Origin of the sequence: Maribacter sp., assembly GCA_020629415.1 — a bacterium.
GTDB classification, from domain to species: Bacteria; Bacteroidota; Bacteroidia; order Flavobacteriales; family Flavobacteriaceae; genus Maribacter; species Maribacter huludaoensis.
In genome coordinates, this window is sequence record JAHDDL010000035.1 from 1 (window position 1) to 20,904 (window position 20,904).

A 20,904-nucleotide genomic window follows, 5' to 3' on the forward strand; every position below is an offset into this window, starting at 1 on the left:
CTAATGAACCCTCGTTGCAAATAACAAAAAAAAAGCTATCGCTTTTTCATTTTTTTGTTCCCAACCGCTTTCATAAATAGATATAAAGGATTTAGATAATCCTAATGAACCCTCGTTGCAAATAACAAAAAAAAAGCTATCGCTTTTTCATTTTTTGTTCCCAACCGCTTTCATAAGCTTTGCTTATGACGCTTTTGGAAACAAAAAATGAACTGTTCTCACAGTTCATTTTCTTATTCAGTCGGGATGACAGGATTTGAACCTGCGACCACTCGACCCCCAGCCGAGTGCGCTACCGGACTGCGCTACATCCCGAAAATTTAAAGGAAGACTATCTTCCTGATTTCATATAGTTTTTCAGCTACTTAAGATGAACTCTAGTGCAGTTTATCCTGAGCGTAGCGAAGGGCTACATCCACTAAATTCAATGACAACTGCTATCATTGAAAATCAGTTTGCAAAAATATAAAAGTAATTCGGTTTATAAACTATTAATCCAATCTATTAGATCAATTGGCCATTTTCTTAAAATAGGATCATCTTGGGCCAGTCCAAAACCATGTCCGCCTTTTTCAAAAAGATACAACTCACTCTTTGCAGTAGCCTTTATATTAAACATCGCATGAAAATATTCACTATTGGCTACAGGTACAACTTCATCGTCCATTGCATGTACCAAATATGTTGGTGGTGTTTCTGAATTGATATGAAATTGACTGGAATATTCGTGTATCATTTTTTCAGATGGCTCTTTTCCTAACAGATTATTCCTAGATCCTAAATGGGTTTCTCCACCCATAGTTATTACCGGATACATAAGTACCATGAAATCTGGTCTTGCACTTTCTTTATCTATTTCATCTATTGATTCATAAACACGGTTATTGTACTTGGTACCTAGAGTTGATGCCAAATGGCCACCTGCCGAAAAACCTATGATGCCTATTTCATTTTTAATTATACCCCATTCTCCTGCCCTACTTCTGACCATTTTAATAGCTCTTTGGGCATCTATTAACGGCACATTATGTTTATCTGTTAGCGTTTCGTCCGAGGGCAATCTATATTTTACTACAATACCGGCTATACCTCTATCGGCTAAAAACTGGGCTACATCGGTTCCTTCCCAATCATAGGCTAAAATACCATATCCGCCACCGGGAAAAATCAACACCGCTTTACCATTAGCATTAGCTTTCTCTGGCAAGAATACTTCTAATGTTGGTTTTTGAACCTTACTTATTCTTAAGATATCACGCTGTTCATGTACTTCTTCTATATTAGTTTCTTTTTGATTTGGAATGTTATCTTTTGGCCAAAGATCAATAGTCCGTTCCATAGTTGTACAACCAACTAAATGCAACGAGATCAGTAATGAAGCGACTTTAATCGCTATACTATTATATTTCATTACAATCCCATTTAAAATTTGCTATTGGGTCTTTTGAAGCTCCTTGTAAATTATAATGCCACCACTCCGTTCGGGTAGACCAAAAACCATATTTCTCCATGGTTTCCTTTAGCAACTTTCTATTATCCAAAATCTCTTGGGGCAAGTCAAAATTATCATGGTAGGCTCGTTTTCCAAAAAAATCAAAATCCGTTGGCATTTTAACCTCTTCCCCTTCCAGTGTTACCAATGTTATATCTACGGCCCCACCTTTGTTATGTATAGAACCTTTTACCGGATTGGCTACATATTGCGGATTAGGGACTATTTTCCACATTTTATACTGCACAGAATTTGGTCTGTAGCAATCATAGAATTTTATCTTTACTCCGTGCTGTTTAAACTCTTCATTTGCTTTTAACAACGCCTTTACCGTTTTTGCCCTAGTGTAACATTCGCCACATTCATATACCTTTTCTTTTAAAAAATTATTTTTGGTAGCGTAACGTAGGTCATAGGCAAAGCCATCGCTATAGTCTGCTAAACGAACAAATGTAGTATCTGCTACACCTTCCAAGCTTTTGAATACAGGTTTTTGGACCTTGGGTTCTTTGATGGAGTCTAGTACTTTTTCAACTATTGGTTCCTTTACCGTAGCCGTATTTTCTTTCTTATTCTCTTCTTTACAACTTACCGTAAACATAAGTACCGCCATTACGGACAGCCCTAATATTCTATTCTTAAACATGGTCAAATTTATTTGTGTTTGAAGATACAGATTTTTGACAAAGGTGCTTTATCTTTAAAATAGTTTCAATGTATCATGACCGACTATCAATTAAAATCAACCTATGGCAAAGAATCTACTTGTAATTTTCATCATTATTTTGAACCTTTCTTGTGGTAAGACATCACGTAACGAGCCAACGGTTAAAAAACCGAACATTATTCTTTTCTTAGCCGACGATCAAGGTTGGGGAGATTTAAGCAGTAGCGGAAATAACAACCTAAGCACACCAAATATTGATGCTTTAAGGATCAATGGAGCAACATTCAATAACTTTTATGTGCAGCCCGTTTGTTCTCCTACCAGAGCAGAAATATTAACGGGCAGGTATTTTACCCGTACGGGTGTTTACGAAACTTCTTCTGGCGGTGAGCGTATTAATATGAACGAAACTACGATTGCCGAAATACTGAAAAAAGCAGATTACCATACTGCTGCTTTTGGAAAATGGCATAACGGCATGCAACCGCCATACCACCCAAATAGCAAAGGATTTGATGAATATTACGGTTTTGCATCTGGTCATTGGGGCAATTATTTTAGTCCTATGTTAGAACATAACGGTGCGTTGGTAAAGGGTAACGGTTTTTTGGTGGATGATTTAACCGATAAAGGATTGGAGTTTATTGAAAACAACAAAGCAGAGCCCTTTTTTCTGTACCTACCATACAATACACCGCATAGCCCCATGCAAGTGCCCGATGAATTTTGGAACAAAATGAAAAACAAGTCTTTGAATTTCTTATCCGATGCAAACGATGATGAAGACCTGCAGTTCACCAAGGCCGCTTTGGCCATGGTAGAAAATATTGATTATAATGTTGGAAGGATTACCGATAAAATCAAAAAACTGAATCTTGAAGACAACACCATCATTATTTACCTATCGGATAACGGTCCTAACGCCTACCGTTGGAACGGAAACATGAAAGGTAAAAAGGAAGTGTTGACGAAGGTGGTGTTCGCACCCCTTTTTATATTCAATGGACCAAACATATTCCAAAAGGGCTGGAACTTAATGAAATTGCTGGTGGTATTGATATCTTACCTACATTATGTGGTTTACTTTCTATACCTTATTCAACAGAATTTCCTGTTGATGGTGAAGACTTGAGCGCTTTACTATTGGGAAATAAATTTGAAGCTAAGGAACGATATCTTTTTAACCATTGGAACGGAAAAACAAGTGTTAGAAGTCAAAAATATAGACTAGATGATAAAAATAGACTTTACGATATTACTGTTGACAGAGCGCAAAAGAATGATATATCCAATAAGAACCAAAATCTGGTCAACAAATTTCTTGAAGCTAAACGTAAGTGGGAAAACGAAACCATAACTACCACCAAACAGAATGATGACCGCGCTTTTACTTTAGGTTATCCAAAAGCAATATATACTCAACTACCTGCTAGAGATGGTGATGCACATGGTACTATAGAACGTAGCAACCGCTGGCCAAACGATTCTTTTTTCACCAATTGGAATTCTGTAAACGACTCTATTACTTGGAACGTTGATGTATTGGAAGAAGGTAATTTCCAGGTTGAAATGTACTATACATGTCCGCCAAAAGATTTGGGTTCAGTTGTAGAACTAAGTTTTGGTGATAGCAAGATCAAGGCTAAAATAACTGAAGCCTTTGATTCTCCTCTTGTTGGTAAGGAACATGATCGTGTATTAAGAATGGAGTCCTATGTAAAGGAATTTAAACCGTTGAATCTAGGAATAATTACATTACCTAAAGGCAAAGGAACTTTGACTCTTAAAGCTCTGGAAATACCAAATAAAGAAGTAGCAGATTTCAGGTTATTGCAGTTTAAAAAAGTGGACTAAACTGCAAATATTAGATTCAAGTTAAAGCAAATAAAAAAACCTCCTATTTATTAAAAAACAGAAGGTTTTGCATTCAAGCTGGTAATTGGTTTATTTTAAAGTTTTTAAATACACCATACTTTTTGGTACCTGAGTTACCACATTCTTAGATTCGTCTTCAATAAACATATATTCAATACCTAATTTTTTAGCTTCTTTCACTATACCTGCAATATCTATTTGAACGGTTCCTAGCACCACATTGGTATCATTATCTTCATGACCGGTGTTATTGCCTTCAACACCTTTCTCCATATCCTTCAAGTGTAAAAGGGTAATTTTCTTTGGATATTTTTTCATTAATGCCAACGGATCGGCACCGCCATGTTGTGCCCAAAATACATCAAGTTCAAAAGTAAAGTCATTGGCATTCTGCGCCATATAGTCAAACAACGTACCACTTTTATAAGGTCTAAATTCATATCCATGTGGGTGATATGCCAAAACAAGCCCGTTCTGTTTTAAAATCTTACCGGCCTTATTGAACACACCTGTGGCATGCGTTGTTTCTTCTAAATCCCATTTATTATCATCATGAGGTACCCATGCACACATTACATACGTAGCTCCAAAATCTTTGGCATTCTTGATTACTTTTTCAAGATTGTTTTCTAAATCGTCAAAGCTAGCTCCAACACTTACCATTTCAAGATCATTTTCAGATAGCAAAGCTTTAAAATCCTCTAACGGCATATCATAGGTTTCGCCACCTTCAATTTTGGTTATTCCCCACTCATTTATTAATCCTAAGGTGTTGGCAACATCCATTTTAAATTGATTTCTTAGGCTATACAATTGTAAACCTACCTCTTGGGCCTGAGCAAAAAATACACCACCTAAAAGGGTAGCGGTAATAATTATTTTTTTTATCATTTTAATATTATTTATGTAAGTAAATTTCCTTCGTCATCCCATTCTGCAACGACATTACGCTGACTTTGATCTACACACTTAGCTATCCATTCCGGATCATACGCAACACCATGTTGGTCAAGTACATCTTGGGGTACACCATCCCAAACATTTGGTGAATTCCCTTTATATCCTAAATCTGCAATACCCACTTTAGAGGTGTAATAACCAGTAACGGTCAGCCCACGCATGGTATAAAAAAATTGAATTTCCAATGGCTGCTCGCTTAATGGCTTCTCAGTGTCATGCCAGCAAATTTCATCACATATCTGTTTTTTCTGCTCTAATGTAGCCGATTTGAATTCAGTACCGAATTCTGTATTACTTTTGTGATCCAACCACATTAAACCACCTAATAGAATAGGCGCCATTTCTGGAATATCTTTACCCATAAATTCTACCAGCTCAGGCACCTCTGCCTCAATGGGACCGCCATGTGGTTCTTTTGGCGGTAAAATTACCACACTTAGTGCCGCTATGGTTTCCATTTCATGCTCATTGAACAATTGCTCGGCATTTAGCTTTTCTATGCGTTCTAGTTCTGCAGGTGTTCTACCAAAATATGTTTCACTACTAGCTACAATATCTTGGTCTACAGATTCACCATTTTCAGTCTTACACGAGTTGAAGACTAGCCCAGAGGTTGCCGCAGCACCGCCAAGTATTAAAGTTTGTAAACTCTTTCTTCTATCCATCATTCTAAATATTTTGTGCCTTTAATTGCTCAATGATATAATCAGACGCTCTCCATGAAAGCGCCATAATGGTCCAAGTACAGTTTTTATCCGCTTGGGAAACAAATACTCCTGCGTCTACAATAAAAACATTATCTGCGTCATGTAACTGCTGAAACTTATTGGTTACAGAGGTTTTAGGATCATCTCCCATTCTGGTGGTTCCTACTTCGTGAATAATTTCACCAGGTTTGTTTAATCCGTAGTCTTTATCCTTGCCCGGTTTTTCACCTAAGTAATGACCGCCCATGTTATGAATGATCTCTTCAAAGGTATCTTGCATGTGTTTGGCTTGGTTTATCTCATATTCTGAATGCTTATAGTTAAACTTTAGAACAGGAATACCAAATTGATCTACCGTTGTAGGATCAATTTCACAATAATTGTCCTTATAGGCAATTGCTTCACCACGACCACCAAAGCCTATTACTGATCCATAATATTTTTTAACATCATCACGCAGGCTATCACCATAACCACCGGATTTTAGGCCAAAATATTTGTTCATAGCATTGGGGTCCCAACCAAAACCGTAATTAGGTTGTCCCATACCTCCCCATACCTCTATATGATATCCTCTTGGAAAATTTAACTTAGAATTATCTCCCCACCAAGGCGAATATACGTGCATACCACCTACACCATCTTCATTGTACGATGTTTTTCTGTTCAATAATCCCGGAATTACTCCTGAGGCACTAGATCCTGTAGAATCATGTAAATATCTACCAACTAGGTTACTGCTATTCCCCAATCCATTAGGGTGCTGCTTACTTTTTGAATTCAACAATATTCGTGCAGAACTACATGCAGAGGCGGCCAATACCACTACTCTACCTTTTAGCTTATATTCTTTTCGATCTTCTTTGTTGATATATGAGACACCGGTAGCCTTGCCCTCTTCATTAGTGGTAACCTCACGTACCATAGAGTTTACGAACAACTTCACTTGACCACCACTCTTTTGTGCCGGAAAGATCAAACAACTTCCTGCAGAGAAGTCTGCATAAATTTGACATGACCTACTACACTGCCCACAATAGAAACAAACACCACGGTCGTTATTAATTCTTTTTGTCAACATAGAAAGCCTACCAGGTATAACCGGTATGTTAGATTTCTTAGCACCATTAATGTAAAACAGCTCGTGCAATCTTGGTTTCGGGGGAGGAAGAAAAAATCCGTCAGGATCATTTTCTCTACCTTCATTGGTGCCAAAAACACCAATTAACTTGTCTAATTTATCATAATAGGGTTTAATATCTTCATAACCTATTGGCCAGTCATCGCCATGGCCATCACGTGTTTTTCCTTTAAAATCCTTTGGTCCAAAACGTAGCGAGATTCGCCCCCAGTGGTTGGTTCTACCACCAAGCATTCTTGCCCGCCACCACTTAAATTCGGTTCCTTCTGCATGCGTATATGGCTCACCTTCAACTTCCCAGTCTCCCCATGACATATCCCATTCACCAAAGGCGCGGGTGGTCCCGGCTCCTCTTCTGGGGGAATCATAGGGTTGTTTTAATTGGGTCATGGTCTTTGGATCTGCCGGGTCAAAAAACGGACCCGCCTCTACAACAGCTACATTTAAACCTGCATCTGCCAATTGCTTGGTAGCCATACCACCACCTGCTCCTGAACCTACGATGATCACATCAAAGATTTCTGAAGATTCTTTTATTTGCATAATTTGAGTTTAGTTGATCATTACAATTTAACCATTAAATAAAATAAGTACCCGTGTTTTTAGCCGAACAACATTCGTTAATGGACAGACGCCAAAATATAAGACACAGTAATTTAATTTGTTTGTTCACTTGTAAATGTAGAGGTCGGTAAACCTGATTTATTGAACAACGTTGCTATGTCTTTACTTCTATAGGCGTAACGTACTCCTGTCGGTTTTTTTACTTTGTCAGAGCTCAATATCACCACCCCATTTTTCAATTTCGCCTTTGCAGGGTACCATTCCCCCAGTGCATTTGAAACTTCAAACAGTCTTATTTTTTTCTCTTTGCTATATAGTCCTTCCGCGTGATCGAACTTTACTTTTAGTCGTTGTCCATCTACTTCAAAAGAATTGAATAACGGACCGTACACTTCTTGTTGCTGCAAGAGACCGTACTTATCTTTAAGCGCAATATTCGCCAAACGCAAACCTACATCTTGTTTGTTTAAAGGATGTATATCTTCTATGGTACAAATATCGCTTGTCATTGCCATACCTGTATTTTTCAAGGCCAATGTTCTTCTTTGTTGATCACGTACCACGCCCCCCGCAAATTCATGGTCATATTTAAATGGTGCTATTTGAACATAATAAAAGGGAAAATCATAGTTCCATGCGAGTCGCCAAGATGCAACCATATTCGAAAAAAGTTCTTGGTAATTTTCTGCATTAGGTGTGTTAGATTCTCCTTGATACCAAATAGTCCCGCCTATTTTAAACTTGGTCAACGGCGCTACCATACCATTGTACAAAGATGACTTTTGTACGGTTACCCATTTATTAGGCTCTATTTTCTTGTGAGCTTCCTCCAATTTTGGGTAGGTCTCAAAAACCGATTGCGGCGTCCACACCTCTGCACTACTTGCACCCCAGGCGTTATCTACCAATCCTATAGGAATGTTCAACTCTTTATGAATCTTTCTCGCAAAAAAATAGGCAACCGCGCTAAAGTCTTGCATAGTTTCCGGGGAACATGAAACCCATGTTCCCGCTACATCTTCCTGTGGATAATTGGCTGTTCTCTTTGCTACTGTAAACAATCGAATATTTGGATACTCGGCATTTTCAATCTCAAAATCCCTGTTCGCAATTTTACTGTTCGCACTCCACTCCATATTGCTCTGACCAGAACAAAGCCATACCTCACCTATCAATACATTTTTCAAGGTAATTTCGTTTTTACTCCCCTTAAAATGTATTTCATACGGTCCGCCTGCTTGTGGTGTAATTACCTTAAGCTCCCATTTTGCATCATTTCCTGTTTTAATTTCGTGGATCTCATCGTTCCAACCTGTATAAATAGTAAATTCTTCGTTTGGATCCGCCCAACCATACAATAGTACATCGCTATTACGCTGTAAGACCATTTCACTAGAAAATATTTTGGGTAACGCAATTTCAGCCTTTGCAAAAGTGAACGCCAAAAGGCACAGCATCATGAGTGTAAACCGTAAATTCATTAGATCCAATAAAATTTTGATTTAAATATACCTAAATAAGCTTAACATTAACAAATTCATAACTGTTCAATATAATTTTTAAAGTATTTATTATCTTAACAATATTCTTTAAGATATCTATAATTCATTAAAACTCAATTTGTCATGCCAAAACAACCTCTACCAATAAAAAGGAGAAATTTTATTAAAGTAGCATCGGCATCACTCCTTTTTACTTCCTTACACTCGTTCGCTTTTCAATTTTTTGAAAACGAACAACCTAAAAAAGTAGCCCTCATTGGTGCTGGTTGGTACGGCACGGGAGATTTATTAAGGCTCATACAAATTGCAAATGTTGAGGTAGTTTCCATTTGTGATGTAGATAAAAATCAATTAAAAAAGGCTGCTGAATTAGTTGCCGAACGCCAAAAAAACGGTAAAAAACCACAGTTGTATGCCGATTATAGAACCATGTTACAAGAAAAAAAATTAGACATTGTCCTTATTGGAACACCCGATCATTGGCATGCCTTAACCTGTATAGAAGCGCTTAAACATGGTGCCCATGTTTATCTTCAAAAACCTATAAGTGTTGATGTAATAGAGGGTGAAGCCATGGTTGCCGCAGCTAGAAAATACAATAAAGTAGTACAAGTGGGCACTCAACGAAAAAGTACACCTCATCTTATAGATGCTAAAAATAAAATTATAAACAACGGACTTTTAGGTACTGTGGGACATGTAGATATGTGTTGTTATTATCATATGCGTGCCAATGGCAATCCTCCAGAACAAAAAGTACCGGAATTCTTCGATTATGAAATGTGGACAGGTCCTGCACCATTACGCCATTATGATGGCTTACCTCACAAAAGATGGTGGCGTACATTCAGGGAATATGGAAACGGAATTACCGGAGATATGTGTGTTCATATGCTAGATACCGTTCGTTGGATGCTAGACCTAGGATGGCCCAAAAGAATAAGTTCTCACGGAGGCATTTTTGTTGACAAGGACGGAAAATCAAATATATCCGACACCCAATCTGCCGTATTTGAATATGAAGGCTTTAACTGTAATTGGCAACATAGAACTTGGGGAAACCCAGATGATGCAGACTACCCTTGGGCATTTAAAATCTACGGAGAAAAAGGCGTTTTAAAAGGAGATGTAATGAAGGCAGAATTTGAACCTGCTGATGGTAGCGAGACCATACGTTTTGATGTTCTTTATGAAAAACAAGAATATCCTGAAGACCTCACGGAAAAAGATATTGAATTACATGCGGCACCAGCCACCCGTAGACATATGATCAATTTTTTAAATGCCATTCAAAATAACACAAAACCTGTTGCCGATATTGAAAATGGGCATATTTCTACCGCTAGTTGTATTTTGGCAAATTTGTCTATGGATCTAAAAAGACCTTTATCATATGACCCTTTAAGCAGAACGGTTGTAAATGATCCTGAAGCTACTGCACTATTGCAAAGGGCATATCGCGGAGACTGGAAACACCCTCACCCAGATACGGTATAAACTTATTGTAGTTTTTTGGTAGAATCCCTAACCAATAAACTAGTTTTTACTGTTTTGGTCTCATAAGGCAACCCTGGATTCTTGATCCTATTGATCAACAATTTAGCCGTTTGCTCACCAATATATTTGCCATGCTGACTTACCATAGTTAAAGATGGAGTTACGTATTTTGATAACTGCCCGTTGGTAAAACCAATTATTGAAATATCATTGGGTACATTATAACCTCTTGCCTTCACCACTTCCAATACTTGCACGGCAATCAATTCATCTATTCCTATAATACCATCTATTACCTTATAGTTTAACAAGAAAGACATTAACAAATCTAAATCATCTTTTATGGTCAAGTTTATGACCAATTTAGAATCGAATGGTATGCCCAATTCTTCTAACGCCTTCTTGTAACCAAGAAGTCTTAATTTACCCACACTTGAGCTAGAAATTGGATTTACTACGGCTATATTTTTACAACCAATATTTATTAAGTGTTTGGTAATTTTATAGCCCGCCTCAAAATCATCTACAACCACTTTATCGCATTGTACATTATCCGAGACCCTATCAAAAAGTACTACAGGTATGTCATTATTTATAACATCTATCAATGCATCATGCTTGTCTTCATTCTGACTTTCTTCGGCCAAGGACATAATTACACCATCTACCGTACCGGCATCAAAAAATTCCAAGGTTTTAGTTTCTTTAGCTTTAGACTCGTTACTGATACAACTAATAATATTATAACCACTTTCATTGGCAACCTTTTCTATACCGTACAGCACCTGAACAAAAAAATAATTCAGAATATTAGGGACTACGACACCAATTGTCTTAGTACTCTTATTTAATAAATTAAGAGCCAACCTATTAGGCTTATAATGTTTTTCTTTGGCGTAAGCCTGTATTTTAAACTTAAGATCATTACTTATCTCATGACTATCGTTTATAGCTTTTGAAACGGTAGAGATAGATACACTAAAATGCCCGGCAATGTCTTTTAAGGTTACTTTTTTCATAATATGTACTGCAAAAGAACAGATTTAATTTGACATTTAAATTACCATAAAAAGCAAAATGCCCCTAAGGTAAAAACCAAGGAGCATTTTGCTTGCAATTATAAAATGCCTTTTTACTAAAATTGAAATTAATCTATACTAGTTTTGGGCAGTACTACCTATATGTATTGATTGATGATGTTCTCAAACAATTCTTGCTTACCACTCTGTAATTCTAACTCTCCGTTTTCACTGGCAATATTGTAAAGATCCTTCAAATCTAATTTACCGTTCTCAAAATCTTTACCCTTACCAGAGTCAAAAGAGCTATATCTGTTTTCACGCAGTTTGTTATATGAAGAAGAAGAGATAATCTTGTCTGCAGTGATCAATGCTCTGGCAAAAGTATCCGCTCCTCCAATATGTGCATGGAATACATCTTCTAAATCCGTACTGTTTCTTCTAATCTTTGCATCGAAGTTTACTCCTCCACCTTGTAAACCGCCTGCAGCTAAGAATACCAACATAGCTTCAGTAGTTTCCTGAATGTTGTTAGGGAACTGATCGGTATCCCAACCGTTTTGGTAATCTCCACGGTTAGCATCCATACTACCTAACATACCTGCTTTTGCGGCAACCGCAATTTCATGTTGAAAAGTATGCTGTGCCAATGTTGCATGGTTGACCTCAATGTTCATTTTAAAATCTTTCTCCAAACCAAATTCCTTTAAGAAACCAATTGCCGTAGCACAATCAAAATCATATTGATGTTTCATTGGTTCCATAGGTTTTGGCTCAATAAAGAAGTTACCCTTAAAGCCTTGACTACGTGCATAATCTCTAGCCATGGTCAAGAATTGTCCCATATGATCTACCTCACGACCTAAATCTGTGTTCAACAAGGACATATAACCTTCTCTACCACCCCAGAATACATAATTTTCTCCTCCTAAAGCTATAGTAGCATCTAAAGCCAATTTAATTTGACCACCGGCTCTTGCCACAACGTTAAAATCTGGATTGGTAGCAGCACCGTTCATGTATCTTGGATTTGAGAAACAGTTGGCCGTACCCCAAAGCAATTTTTTCCCAGATTCCTTCTGTTTTTCTTTCAGGTAATCCGTAATTGTGGCCAATCTTTTTTCAGATTCAGCAAAGGTGGGTGCTTCTTGAATTAAATCGAAATCATGAAAACAGTAGTAATCGAATCCTATTTTATCAAAGAATTCAAATGCAGCATCCGCCTTATCTTTAGCCGCTTGTACAGGATCTGATGATTTATCCCATTCAAAACTCTGTGTACCAGGCCCGAAAGGATCAGAGCCTTGACCACAGAAGGTATGCCAATATGCCGTGGAGAACTTGAAGTGCTCACGCATGGTCTTACCCGCTACAACTTGTTCTGGGTTGTAATATTTAAACGCCAACGGATTATCGGATTCTTTTCCTTCAAACTTAATTTTGTCTATACCTTTAAAGTATTCTTTGTTTGCCATTATGTTGATTTTATAAGTTGTTCAATATTAATTCCAATTCTTTTTTCCAGGTGGCATACGCGTTTTCATATGCCGTTTTATCTTCTTTTGGACTAAAGGTCATTACATAATCATTATCTAAGACAGCTTTACCGTATGCCTCAAAATCACCTTTATGCAGGTTTGCCGCCCTTGCAGCACCTATTGCCCCTGTAGTGTTATAAATCTCTATATCATAACCAATTAAAGTGGCTACCGTAGTTGAAAAGATTTCTGAACGAAATAGGTTATCATTCCCGGCACGCATTACGTTTACTTTTATACCGTCAGACTCCATAATTTCCATACCGTAAACAAAAGAAAAGGCAATGCCCTCCAATGCTGCTCGGCACAAGTGCCCTTTACCGTGGTTGTTTAAATTTAGATTTAAGATTCTGGTACCTACTTCCTTACTTTCCAGCATTCTTTCTGCCCCGTTACCAAAAGGAATCATGGATACCCCATCGCACCCGATCGGCACTTCGTTGGCCAGTATATTCATTTCTTCGTAAGAGGAGACATTTAAATTATTAAGTAACCACCGGTACTGTATTCCTGCTCCGTTGATACAAAGTAATTTTCCTATTCTAGCGGGTTTTCCAGGAGAATAGTTTACATGTGCAAAGTTGTTTACCCTTGAACTTTCTTTTACGGAAAGATTATCCGTAACCGCATAAACCACGCCAGATGTACCACCTGTTGCAGCTACTTCTCCTGGATTGAACACATTCAATGTCAACGCGTTATTTGGCTGATCTCCAGCCCTGTAAAGTATTGGTGTGTTTTTGGCAAGTCCACTTTCGTTAGCTCCTTTTTCGTTTACTTTTGATTGTACCGAAAAGGTATCTACGATATCCGGTATCATTTCTTTTTTTAGCCCGTAATGATTTATTACCAAAGAGGCTAAGCTGTCCTCTTTAAAATCCCAAAAAACACCTTCCGATAAACCAGAAACGGTGGTGTTCACCACGCCTGATAATTTATAGGCGATATAATCTCCAGGCAGCATTATTTTATAAATCTTGGCATATACCTCTGGTTCATTTTCCATTACCCATTTTAGTTTTGATGCCGTAAAATTTGAGGGTGAATTCAGTAAATGGGTATCACAGATTCTTGGGCCTATTTCTTCATATGCCGCCTGACCAATACCTACTGCCCTACTATCGCACCATATAATAGATTTTCTAAGTGGATTCCCTTCTTCATCAATTAGCACTAGACCGTGCATTTGATATGAAATACCTATACCGGAAATATCCGATTTTTTAATATTCTCCTGTACACATAATTTTTCAATGCCACTACAGACATAGCTCCACCAATCTTCCGGACTTTGTTCTGCCCAGCCGTTTTTTACAGCTTCCATAGACATTTCTGTCTCTGGTTCTGTAACTACCCCAACGCTCTTTCCCGTTGATGCATTTACCAAGGCAATTTTAATAGACGAGCTTCCTATATCTAATCCTAAATGGTACATAAACTATATAAATTGGTTTGCTATAATAAGTTAAACCAAAAATAGTTACTTAACGGACCATTCAATATTTACGCAACGAAATATTATCGTAATTACATTTTTACAAAATCTAAAAATTCAAATTATAATATTTAATATATTGATAATCAATACTTTATAATTAAACCTGAAATTAATTTATTTTCGAAAGGGTTTTCGTACTACCCTTAAAATCAACAGATAAGATTTCACAATTTAATACTGTTCTAGCTGATTTTGTAATTGTTCCAACTTAGAAAGTGCTTCTGATTTTGAGTTTACATCTAGCTTCAAATAAATATTCTGAATGTGAAAATTTACTGCGCTAGGGGTCACAAATAGCTTTTTTGCAATCATCTTATAAGTGGCGCCCTGACATAAAAAATCTACGATCTGGTTCTCCCTTTCAGAGAAAAAAGCAAATGTCTTTTTATGAAAATTGCTAATAATTTTCTTGACTATATCATTGCTCATGGCCGCACCTTCATTTTCCATACTACGCAAGGCATGCTCCAATTTATCTAGGGTCAGCGGCTTCGTTAAATAACCGTTTGCTCCTTTCTTGAAGGCATTTTTAATAACATCAAAATCATTTACTTCGCTGAACATTATAATGTTCACTTCCCAGTCTTTCTTTTTAAATAACTTGATGGCGTCATCACCGTTCATATCATCTAGATCAATTTCAGAAAGTACAATTTGAGGCTTGGTGAACCTAAAGTCTTTAATGGCATTTTTGGCAGATGTATAACTACCTACAACTTCATATCCATTAATATCTTCAAAGTGATTTTTATAAACAGAATGTAATGAAATATCTTTTTCCAATACTATTATTCTAATGTTTGAGTCTTTCATAATCTCCATAGTTTTTGAAGCTATCGTTCTAAAAAAGAACAATAACTTAAGTTAGTTTTGAGTAACCTCAAGGACTTTGCAATAGGCTTGAATAACGAAACAACGGCTATGTATTTTGAACAAATAGTGCATGCTATAAGTTCATTTTTACATTAAAAATTGACAAATGTAGCCTAGAAGAACCATCTAAATTTAGATAATACTTCGTTGTTGTTCAGTTAAAAATTAATTTAAAAACGGATAACCGTTAGTGAGTTAATTCTAAAAACTGCGGCCTTTGACCAACTTTGAATAAAAGAGATTTTGAAGTTCTAATAAAGTAGAAATCTTGTGAAGAAAAAAATGTGTTTTAAAACCGGAATTCAGTAGATTAAATTCATTCATGGTTGTGGGGGGATTTGGGGTTATACAATTGGGTTTGAATCTTTTTGGTGATCGAAATATATATATTATTGCAATAAACCCGTTGAAAACATCGGAATTTTCGTTCAAATACCACTTTTTCTTAAAAAATAAGGTAATTCGTCGATAGTTAATATAAAGTTAAAACCAAATATCACCTTCAATCTAAACCAAAAAATAAAGGAGGGGCCCCAGTTATCCCCCCGGACAACACCCCTCCTTTTATTGACAATTCAAATCAACCATATAACCTAAAAAGGTTCATAGATTTTAAAAATTATTATTCAATGCTTATATCATCATCTTCAAAAGTATTGGAAGCGGTAGCTGTCGTTTCGCTAACCTGCATGATCCATTTTTCTTTGCTGTATTTTCCGTTTAAATCTGTACTTGCCGCAAGTTGGGCCTCATTTTTATAATCATAGTCTGCTAAATACACATAATAAAGACCATTCTCTTTATTATAAAATTGTTTTGGATCCAAACCTTTTTCCCGTAATTCTTTCATAAAAGCGTTCATATACTTTGTTTGGCTATACACATTGGCTATAACATAGTAACCAGAGTTCATATCTATAACATCAGAATCTACCATCATTTTCACCGGTAACGCGGCAAAATTATCTTTCGTAGATGGTAATTCTTTAAAATTTGCCCTTCTTGCAGCCTTCTCTTCCGCAGCATTTGAAGCAGCTGTTGGTACCTTAGCCGTTGCAAAAGCATCTGCAGGTTCCGTCACAAAATCAATTGCATCGTCCTTAAGATCATTAGAAGCGTAAGAAGTTCTCTCTTCTGCGCTAAAATCCTGTAAAGAACTTTTGATCGTTGTATCTATGTCATTTCGCAACATTCTCACAATTAATTCAAATCGTTCTTCAAACGCCGCTATTCTTTCACTTTCAATAGAATCTTGACGAAGAATCAGCTCATCTAAGATTATTTTATTTTCATAAGCCAAACTGCTTTCTGAAACAGGTACATTGTTTTGGCTTTCTTGCTTTCTTTTGCCGGCCTTTCTTGCACTATCTCTTTCTTCAATTAGATGTGCTATTTGCTCTTCATAATTACGTACGATATTATCTATTTGATTGTCCGAAGAGTTATCTGCTACCGTGATAGCCAAATCATCGTCCTTAAATTTATATGCCAATGTAATCTCATGGTTCCACCCAAGGTTGGCATCTTCATTAGAGAGATCCTTCTCCATTAAATAACCTAAAGACATTTTCTCACTAAGATTGAAACCCACACCTGCTGCTACACCATATTCCTCATCAACAGTAGTTTGCAACCAACCATATTTAGGCATATCCAATAATAATGAGCCAAAATAATATAAGCTGCCATCATAATTTTGACCTACTTGTGCCATTGGCATTAATCTGGCATTTTCAAAAAGTCCCCTAGTGTGATCAAATGAGTGGGTATATTGCACAGATGCCTTAACGCTCTTGGTAGATAACTCGGTCAAAAATTCGTTCGTTGTTTGATTGTATTTTAAAAGATCTTCTGCATATAAACCAAAATCGAACTTACCTAAAGATAGGTTAATACCTGGTTGTACGGCAATTTTACTTTCTTTTCGTGCATCTGCTATCTCCGGGTCATCTGTACTTACCACAATTCTGTTTTTATCCAAACCTTGGTTAAAATAGGTGACATTTGTACCAAATGTTAATACAGATTTCTCTCCTAACCGTACTGCGGAGGCATAGTTAGCATTGAATCCAAATTCTTGGACTACGCCAGACCATTGACTGTAAACACCTATACCTACTGCGGTATTTTCGTTTAATTTGTTACTAAAACCTAAGAAGTAGTTTTGACTATTATCGTCAAAGGTTGCATATTGATTTCTGTGCAAAATATTTAGATATGACTTATTCTCACGTACCAAGGAGAAAGTTGGGTTTATAAAAAACCTATTGAAAAATAATTGGTTGTGGTACGTACTGCTTGATCCTAAATTTGCATTGGTTTCTTGACCTTTTACTGTCTGGACAAGAGCCAATAAAAATAAAGCAATAAGAAAACTATTGATTTTATACGGACTTTCCATAACGATTAAGTTTAATGATTAAAATTGAATTTGTCTATGAATTGGGGGAAATGAACAATGGGTGGTTATTCATCTTCAAATACAGAGCTGGAATACTGCATTTGTTTACCTGAGTTAAAGGCTTCTAAAAAACGATCATCCCTATCTTTCTTATTTATGGGTTCGTCACTTAAATTAAAGGCTACATTCTGTGCACTCTTACCTTGTGCCATTCTATTGCTTACTACATAGCCAGAACCATCGCTCTGTAAAAGATTTACAGAATACTCATCATATGAACTGTTAATGGTATTGCCCATGTTTACCGCTAACCCAACACTACGCTGCCCTACCTCTACCATATAGACATCTAGCCCACCATAACCGTCCCTACCATCAGAAGCGAATACCAAACTACTATTGGATATTGGATTGGGAAGTACATCGTTCTTCTCCGTATTTACTTTTGATCCCAAGTTTTTAGCTTGCCCTAAAGTTCCATTTTTTTGAATTGTTGCTACATAAATATCATATTCCCCAAATGTACCCGGCATATTGGATGCAAAAAATAATCGACTGCCATCTGGCGAAATTGCGGGATGCTTTGCGGAGAAATCACCGGGACAAACTGCTACCTCGGTAATTTTTTTCCATTCACCGTCAACCTTATCGGCTTTGTAGATTTTATGTATTTCTTTCTTTTTGGAAAACATACCGGTTGTAGGCTTACGGTATACTTTTTTACTGTAATATGCAGTGTTGCCACCATTTGTCAATGCTACCGGTGGTGCATATTCACCAGAAGTTTTTACCGGTGCCGCGGTGTTAGAAGCAAATTCCTTTATGGCTCCTTGATCACCCCATGGCAAAAAATTTCTTCTATTATTGGAGGTTAGACGTGATGGCACAACAGTACGTGTCATTTTATAATCGTCTTTGACCAGCTCTGTCCAGTTTTCATCGGCTATTTCGTTTTGGACTTCTTTGCCCAATTGAGAAACCGCATGGTCAAATCTTTTTTGATAGCTCCTTTTTAAAGTACCGTCTTCAGAAATTTCCATGAGCCTACCATACCAGTATAATGCATTTGCATAATTTTTGGTCAAGAAATTAGCATTACCCAAATCTTCAAAAATCTCTGAATCAGAAAAACCTAAACTTTTTAGCTTGTTGTAATTCTCTGTACGGTTGGTTACCTCTTCAACCTTTCTTTGCTTAAAACTTGTGCTGTTGTCATTGTAGGCCAAATCTTGGCCATAACCCATGGTTGCCATACAGGCAAACAATAGGGTGAATTTAATTGAATTGTTCATGTTACTAGATTTTGGGGATTAATACTCCAAAGGTCTTGTAACTTTCTTGATCGCTTATTAATAAAAATTCATAGGTTTTTGAAAATTTAATAAACTATTAAATAGATAATTTCAATTAAATTACTGAAAATCAATTATTTAAATTGTGTTATCAATTATTTTTCAACCTGTTTATTTTTTCTCTTGTCCTTAATGTAGGTGTATCCCAAATATGCAAGCTGTAAACCCACTGCCGCCATTTTCAATTTTCTACTTCTTACCAATAATTTCGCTACTCCAAAAAGTGGTGTTAATCTCATAATTTTATTTTTATAGTTGATCACAAAAGTAATGGAGAGACATATTGAAGCTTTGCTCTATACATAGAAATGATACACCATAAACATTAAAAACCTTTATGATTTACAGTATGTCACAGATTATTGAATACAGCAAAACATCTACTTTTTACAACTAAGCATTACCGTCTAATGGCATTACCTTGTAAGTAGAAAATTTGTTTAATCATAGACCATAGTGTCTAGTAAAATTTAATACATGAATACTGATATAAAGAAAATTGAAGACCATTTAAAAGATTTGATAAGTAAAAACGAAGATGCCATAAAAGGATTTGAGAAAGCCTCTGAAAATTCTAAGGATGTTGGAATTAAAAGTTATTTTGAGAAAAAAATTATTGACCGTATGCAATTCTTAAAGGAGCTAAGAGCATCGGTACCTGAATTGGAATTAGGTAGTGTAGCCATTGAAGGAAGCGCTGCGGGAACATTACACAGAACTTGGATGGATGTAAAAGCATTCTTTGCAGAAGATAATGATGAAGCAATGTTAGAGGAAGCCATAAGAGGCGACAAAGCGGCAATCAATGATTACGATAATGCTTTGGCCGAGGTCATGATGCCACACAGATTAAAGGAAATCATTAGAGTGCAAAAAGAACATTTACAGAATGCACTAGAAACAACTGAGATTTTAGAAGATTATAGATAAATCATCTATAATAAAAAAGCCCTTGCAAATTGCAAGGGCTTTTTTTGTGCTCATTAGTAAGTTTTCATTTTGTCTTTACGCTTTTTCAACTGTCGTTCCAATTCACTGACAGATTCATTTACCGATTCTTCAAAATTTTGATTACTTGCCTCTGCAAAAATTCTAGGACCAGGTACGCTTAATCTTATATTGCAAATCATACCTGTTTCATCAGAAGATGTATTTTCTTGTTTTAAAAAGACATCTGCCCTGATAATATCATCGAATTTGGCATGCACCTTGTTCAGTTTTTCTTCTGCATATCCTTCTAATCTATTGCTGGCGGTTACACCGTCGTACTCAAATATTATATCCATAGTTTATATTTAAAAATCGAGGTCTAGACCATATGGGCCAACACCTAGATATTATAGTTCATTTTAAAATTTTAGTAATTTTCTATTACACTCTTATTTATCAACATTTACCATCCAGCCAATGCCAAAACGGTCTGTACATCTACCAAAATATCCCCATTCCCGTTCTCTAAACTCGTGGTGAATTTGACCTTCGTTAGACAATTCCTCAAAAATTTGTTTTCCTTCATCCATAGTATCCAAATCAACACTCATATTAATTTGGTTACCATTGTTCAACGGTGTATCGGGTGCGGCATCATATGCCATAAAATGTACTCCCTTTCCCTTTAATTCTGCGTGTTGTAATTTTTGACGAAATGATGATGGCACGTCAATTTTCTTATCCTCGTATGTTTGTTTGTTCTTTATATCTGCATTGAACAGATTTGCGTAGAAACTTAATGCTTCTTGGCAATTGCCGTTAAAGGCTAAATATGCTTGTATTTTCATGATAATTATTTTTATTCAAGATACCCAACAACGGATAATT

The 20,904-nt window shown here is 36.5% G+C and carries 19 protein-coding genes and 1 tRNA gene; 4 read left to right on the forward strand and 16 right to left on the reverse strand.

Annotation, left to right across the window (positions count from 1 at the left end):
* Window positions 1-241: 241 nt before the first annotated feature.
* The 3 genes from QZ657_RS13355 to QZ657_RS13365 form a co-directional block, all read right to left on the reverse strand.
* Window positions 242-315 (reverse strand) — tRNA-Pro (locus tag QZ657_RS13355).
* A 166-nt stretch (window positions 316-481) separates the two neighbouring features.
* The gene (locus QZ657_RS13360; protein ID WP_291967489.1) at window positions 482-1,411 is read right to left on the reverse strand and encodes an alpha/beta hydrolase; all 930 of its coding nucleotides are present in this window, start codon (window positions 1,409-1,411) and stop codon (window positions 482-484) included.
* The gene (locus tag QZ657_RS13365; protein WP_291960732.1) at window positions 1,401-2,138 is read right to left on the reverse strand and encodes a M15 family metallopeptidase; all 738 of its coding nucleotides are present in this window, start codon (window positions 2,136-2,138) and stop codon (window positions 1,401-1,403) included. The genes QZ657_RS13360 and QZ657_RS13365 overlap by 11 nt, the downstream gene beginning before the upstream one ends.
* A gap of 103 nt (window positions 2,139-2,241) precedes the next feature.
* Between QZ657_RS13365 and QZ657_RS13370 the strand changes: the two genes are divergently transcribed.
* Both QZ657_RS13370 and QZ657_RS13375 read left to right on the forward strand, forming a co-directional pair.
* A complete protein-coding gene (locus QZ657_RS13370; RefSeq protein ID WP_291967492.1) occupies window positions 2,242-3,291 on the forward strand; it encodes a sulfatase-like hydrolase/transferase in 1,050 nt (349 codons plus the stop codon).
* Window positions 3,292-3,302: 11 nt separating this feature from the next.
* Window positions 3,303-4,013, forward strand: a complete 711-nt coding sequence (locus QZ657_RS13375; protein WP_291967494.1) for a hypothetical protein — start codon at window positions 3,303-3,305, stop codon at window positions 4,011-4,013.
* A 90-nt stretch (window positions 4,014-4,103) separates the two neighbouring features.
* Here QZ657_RS13375 and QZ657_RS13380 read toward each other — a convergent pair whose 3' ends face one another.
* The 4 genes from QZ657_RS13380 to QZ657_RS13395 form a co-directional block, all read right to left on the reverse strand.
* Entirely contained in the window at window positions 4,104-4,925 is an 822-nt protein-coding gene (locus QZ657_RS13380) for a sugar phosphate isomerase/epimerase family protein (RefSeq protein WP_291967496.1), read from the reverse strand.
* A gap of 11 nt (window positions 4,926-4,936) precedes the next feature.
* Window positions 4,937-5,659 (reverse strand): gluconate 2-dehydrogenase subunit 3 family protein, encoded by a 723-nt coding sequence (locus tag QZ657_RS13385; protein WP_291967535.1) that lies wholly within the window; start codon window positions 5,657-5,659, stop codon window positions 4,937-4,939.
* A gap of 4 nt (window positions 5,660-5,663) precedes the next feature.
* A complete protein-coding gene (locus QZ657_RS13390) occupies window positions 5,664-7,385 on the reverse strand; it encodes a GMC family oxidoreductase (protein ID WP_291960738.1) in 1,722 nt (573 codons plus the stop codon).
* A 113-nt stretch (window positions 7,386-7,498) separates the two neighbouring features.
* Window positions 7,499-8,866, reverse strand: coding sequence for a sialate O-acetylesterase (locus QZ657_RS13395; protein ID WP_291967498.1), 1,368 nt, complete (start codon window positions 8,864-8,866; stop codon window positions 7,499-7,501).
* A 165-nt stretch (window positions 8,867-9,031) separates the two neighbouring features.
* Here QZ657_RS13395 and QZ657_RS13400 point away from each other — a divergent pair, with 165 nt between their 5' ends.
* Window positions 9,032-10,405, forward strand: a complete 1,374-nt coding sequence (locus QZ657_RS13400; protein WP_291967500.1) for a Gfo/Idh/MocA family protein — start codon at window positions 9,032-9,034, stop codon at window positions 10,403-10,405.
* 2 nt (window positions 10,406-10,407) lie between these two features.
* On the opposite strand, the gene QZ657_RS13405 is transcribed toward QZ657_RS13400, so the two are convergent.
* From QZ657_RS13405 to QZ657_RS13435, 7 genes are all read right to left on the reverse strand, one after another.
* Entirely contained in the window at window positions 10,408-11,424 is a 1,017-nt protein-coding gene (locus tag QZ657_RS13405; RefSeq protein WP_291967502.1) for a LacI family DNA-binding transcriptional regulator, read from the reverse strand.
* Window positions 11,425-11,582: 158 nt separating this feature from the next.
* Window positions 11,583-12,899 carry a xylose isomerase gene (gene xylA / locus QZ657_RS13410; protein WP_412759688.1) on the reverse strand — a complete coding sequence of 439 codons (1,317 nt, stop codon included), beginning with the start codon at window positions 12,897-12,899 and terminating at the stop codon, window positions 11,583-11,585.
* A gap of 10 nt (window positions 12,900-12,909) precedes the next feature.
* Window positions 12,910-14,397 (reverse strand): xylulokinase, encoded by a 1,488-nt coding sequence (locus QZ657_RS13415; RefSeq protein ID WP_291967504.1) that lies wholly within the window; start codon window positions 14,395-14,397, stop codon window positions 12,910-12,912.
* A 234-nt stretch (window positions 14,398-14,631) separates the two neighbouring features.
* A complete protein-coding gene (locus QZ657_RS13420; protein WP_291967506.1) occupies window positions 14,632-15,273 on the reverse strand; it encodes a response regulator transcription factor in 642 nt (213 codons plus the stop codon).
* 682 nt (window positions 15,274-15,955) lie between these two features.
* Window positions 15,956-17,734: a PorP/SprF family type IX secretion system membrane protein gene (locus QZ657_RS13425; protein ID WP_291967508.1), complete on the reverse strand. Its 1,779-nt coding sequence runs from the start codon at window positions 17,732-17,734 to the stop codon at window positions 15,956-15,958.
* A 65-nt stretch (window positions 17,735-17,799) separates the two neighbouring features.
* Entirely contained in the window at window positions 17,800-19,026 is a 1,227-nt protein-coding gene (locus QZ657_RS13430) for a TolB family protein (RefSeq protein ID WP_291967510.1), read from the reverse strand.
* 155 nt (window positions 19,027-19,181) lie between these two features.
* The gene (locus QZ657_RS13435) at window positions 19,182-19,325 is read right to left on the reverse strand and encodes a hypothetical protein (RefSeq protein ID WP_276472827.1); all 144 of its coding nucleotides are present in this window, start codon (window positions 19,323-19,325) and stop codon (window positions 19,182-19,184) included.
* 238 nt (window positions 19,326-19,563) lie between these two features.
* On the opposite strand from QZ657_RS13435, the gene QZ657_RS13440 reads away from it, so the two are divergent.
* Entirely contained in the window at window positions 19,564-20,016 is a 453-nt protein-coding gene (locus tag QZ657_RS13440; protein WP_291960751.1) for a ferritin-like domain-containing protein, read from the forward strand.
* Between the two features lie 53 nt (window positions 20,017-20,069).
* Here the strand turns inward: QZ657_RS13440 and hpf are convergent, their stop codons facing one another.
* Both hpf and QZ657_RS13450 read right to left on the reverse strand, forming a co-directional pair.
* Window positions 20,070-20,372: a ribosome hibernation-promoting factor, HPF/YfiA family gene (hpf, locus tag QZ657_RS13445; RefSeq protein WP_291967512.1), complete on the reverse strand. Its 303-nt coding sequence runs from the start codon at window positions 20,370-20,372 to the stop codon at window positions 20,070-20,072.
* Between the two features lie 93 nt (window positions 20,373-20,465).
* A complete protein-coding gene (locus QZ657_RS13450; RefSeq protein WP_291967514.1) occupies window positions 20,466-20,864 on the reverse strand; it encodes a VOC family protein in 399 nt (132 codons plus the stop codon).
* Window positions 20,865-20,904 lie beyond the last annotated feature (40 nt).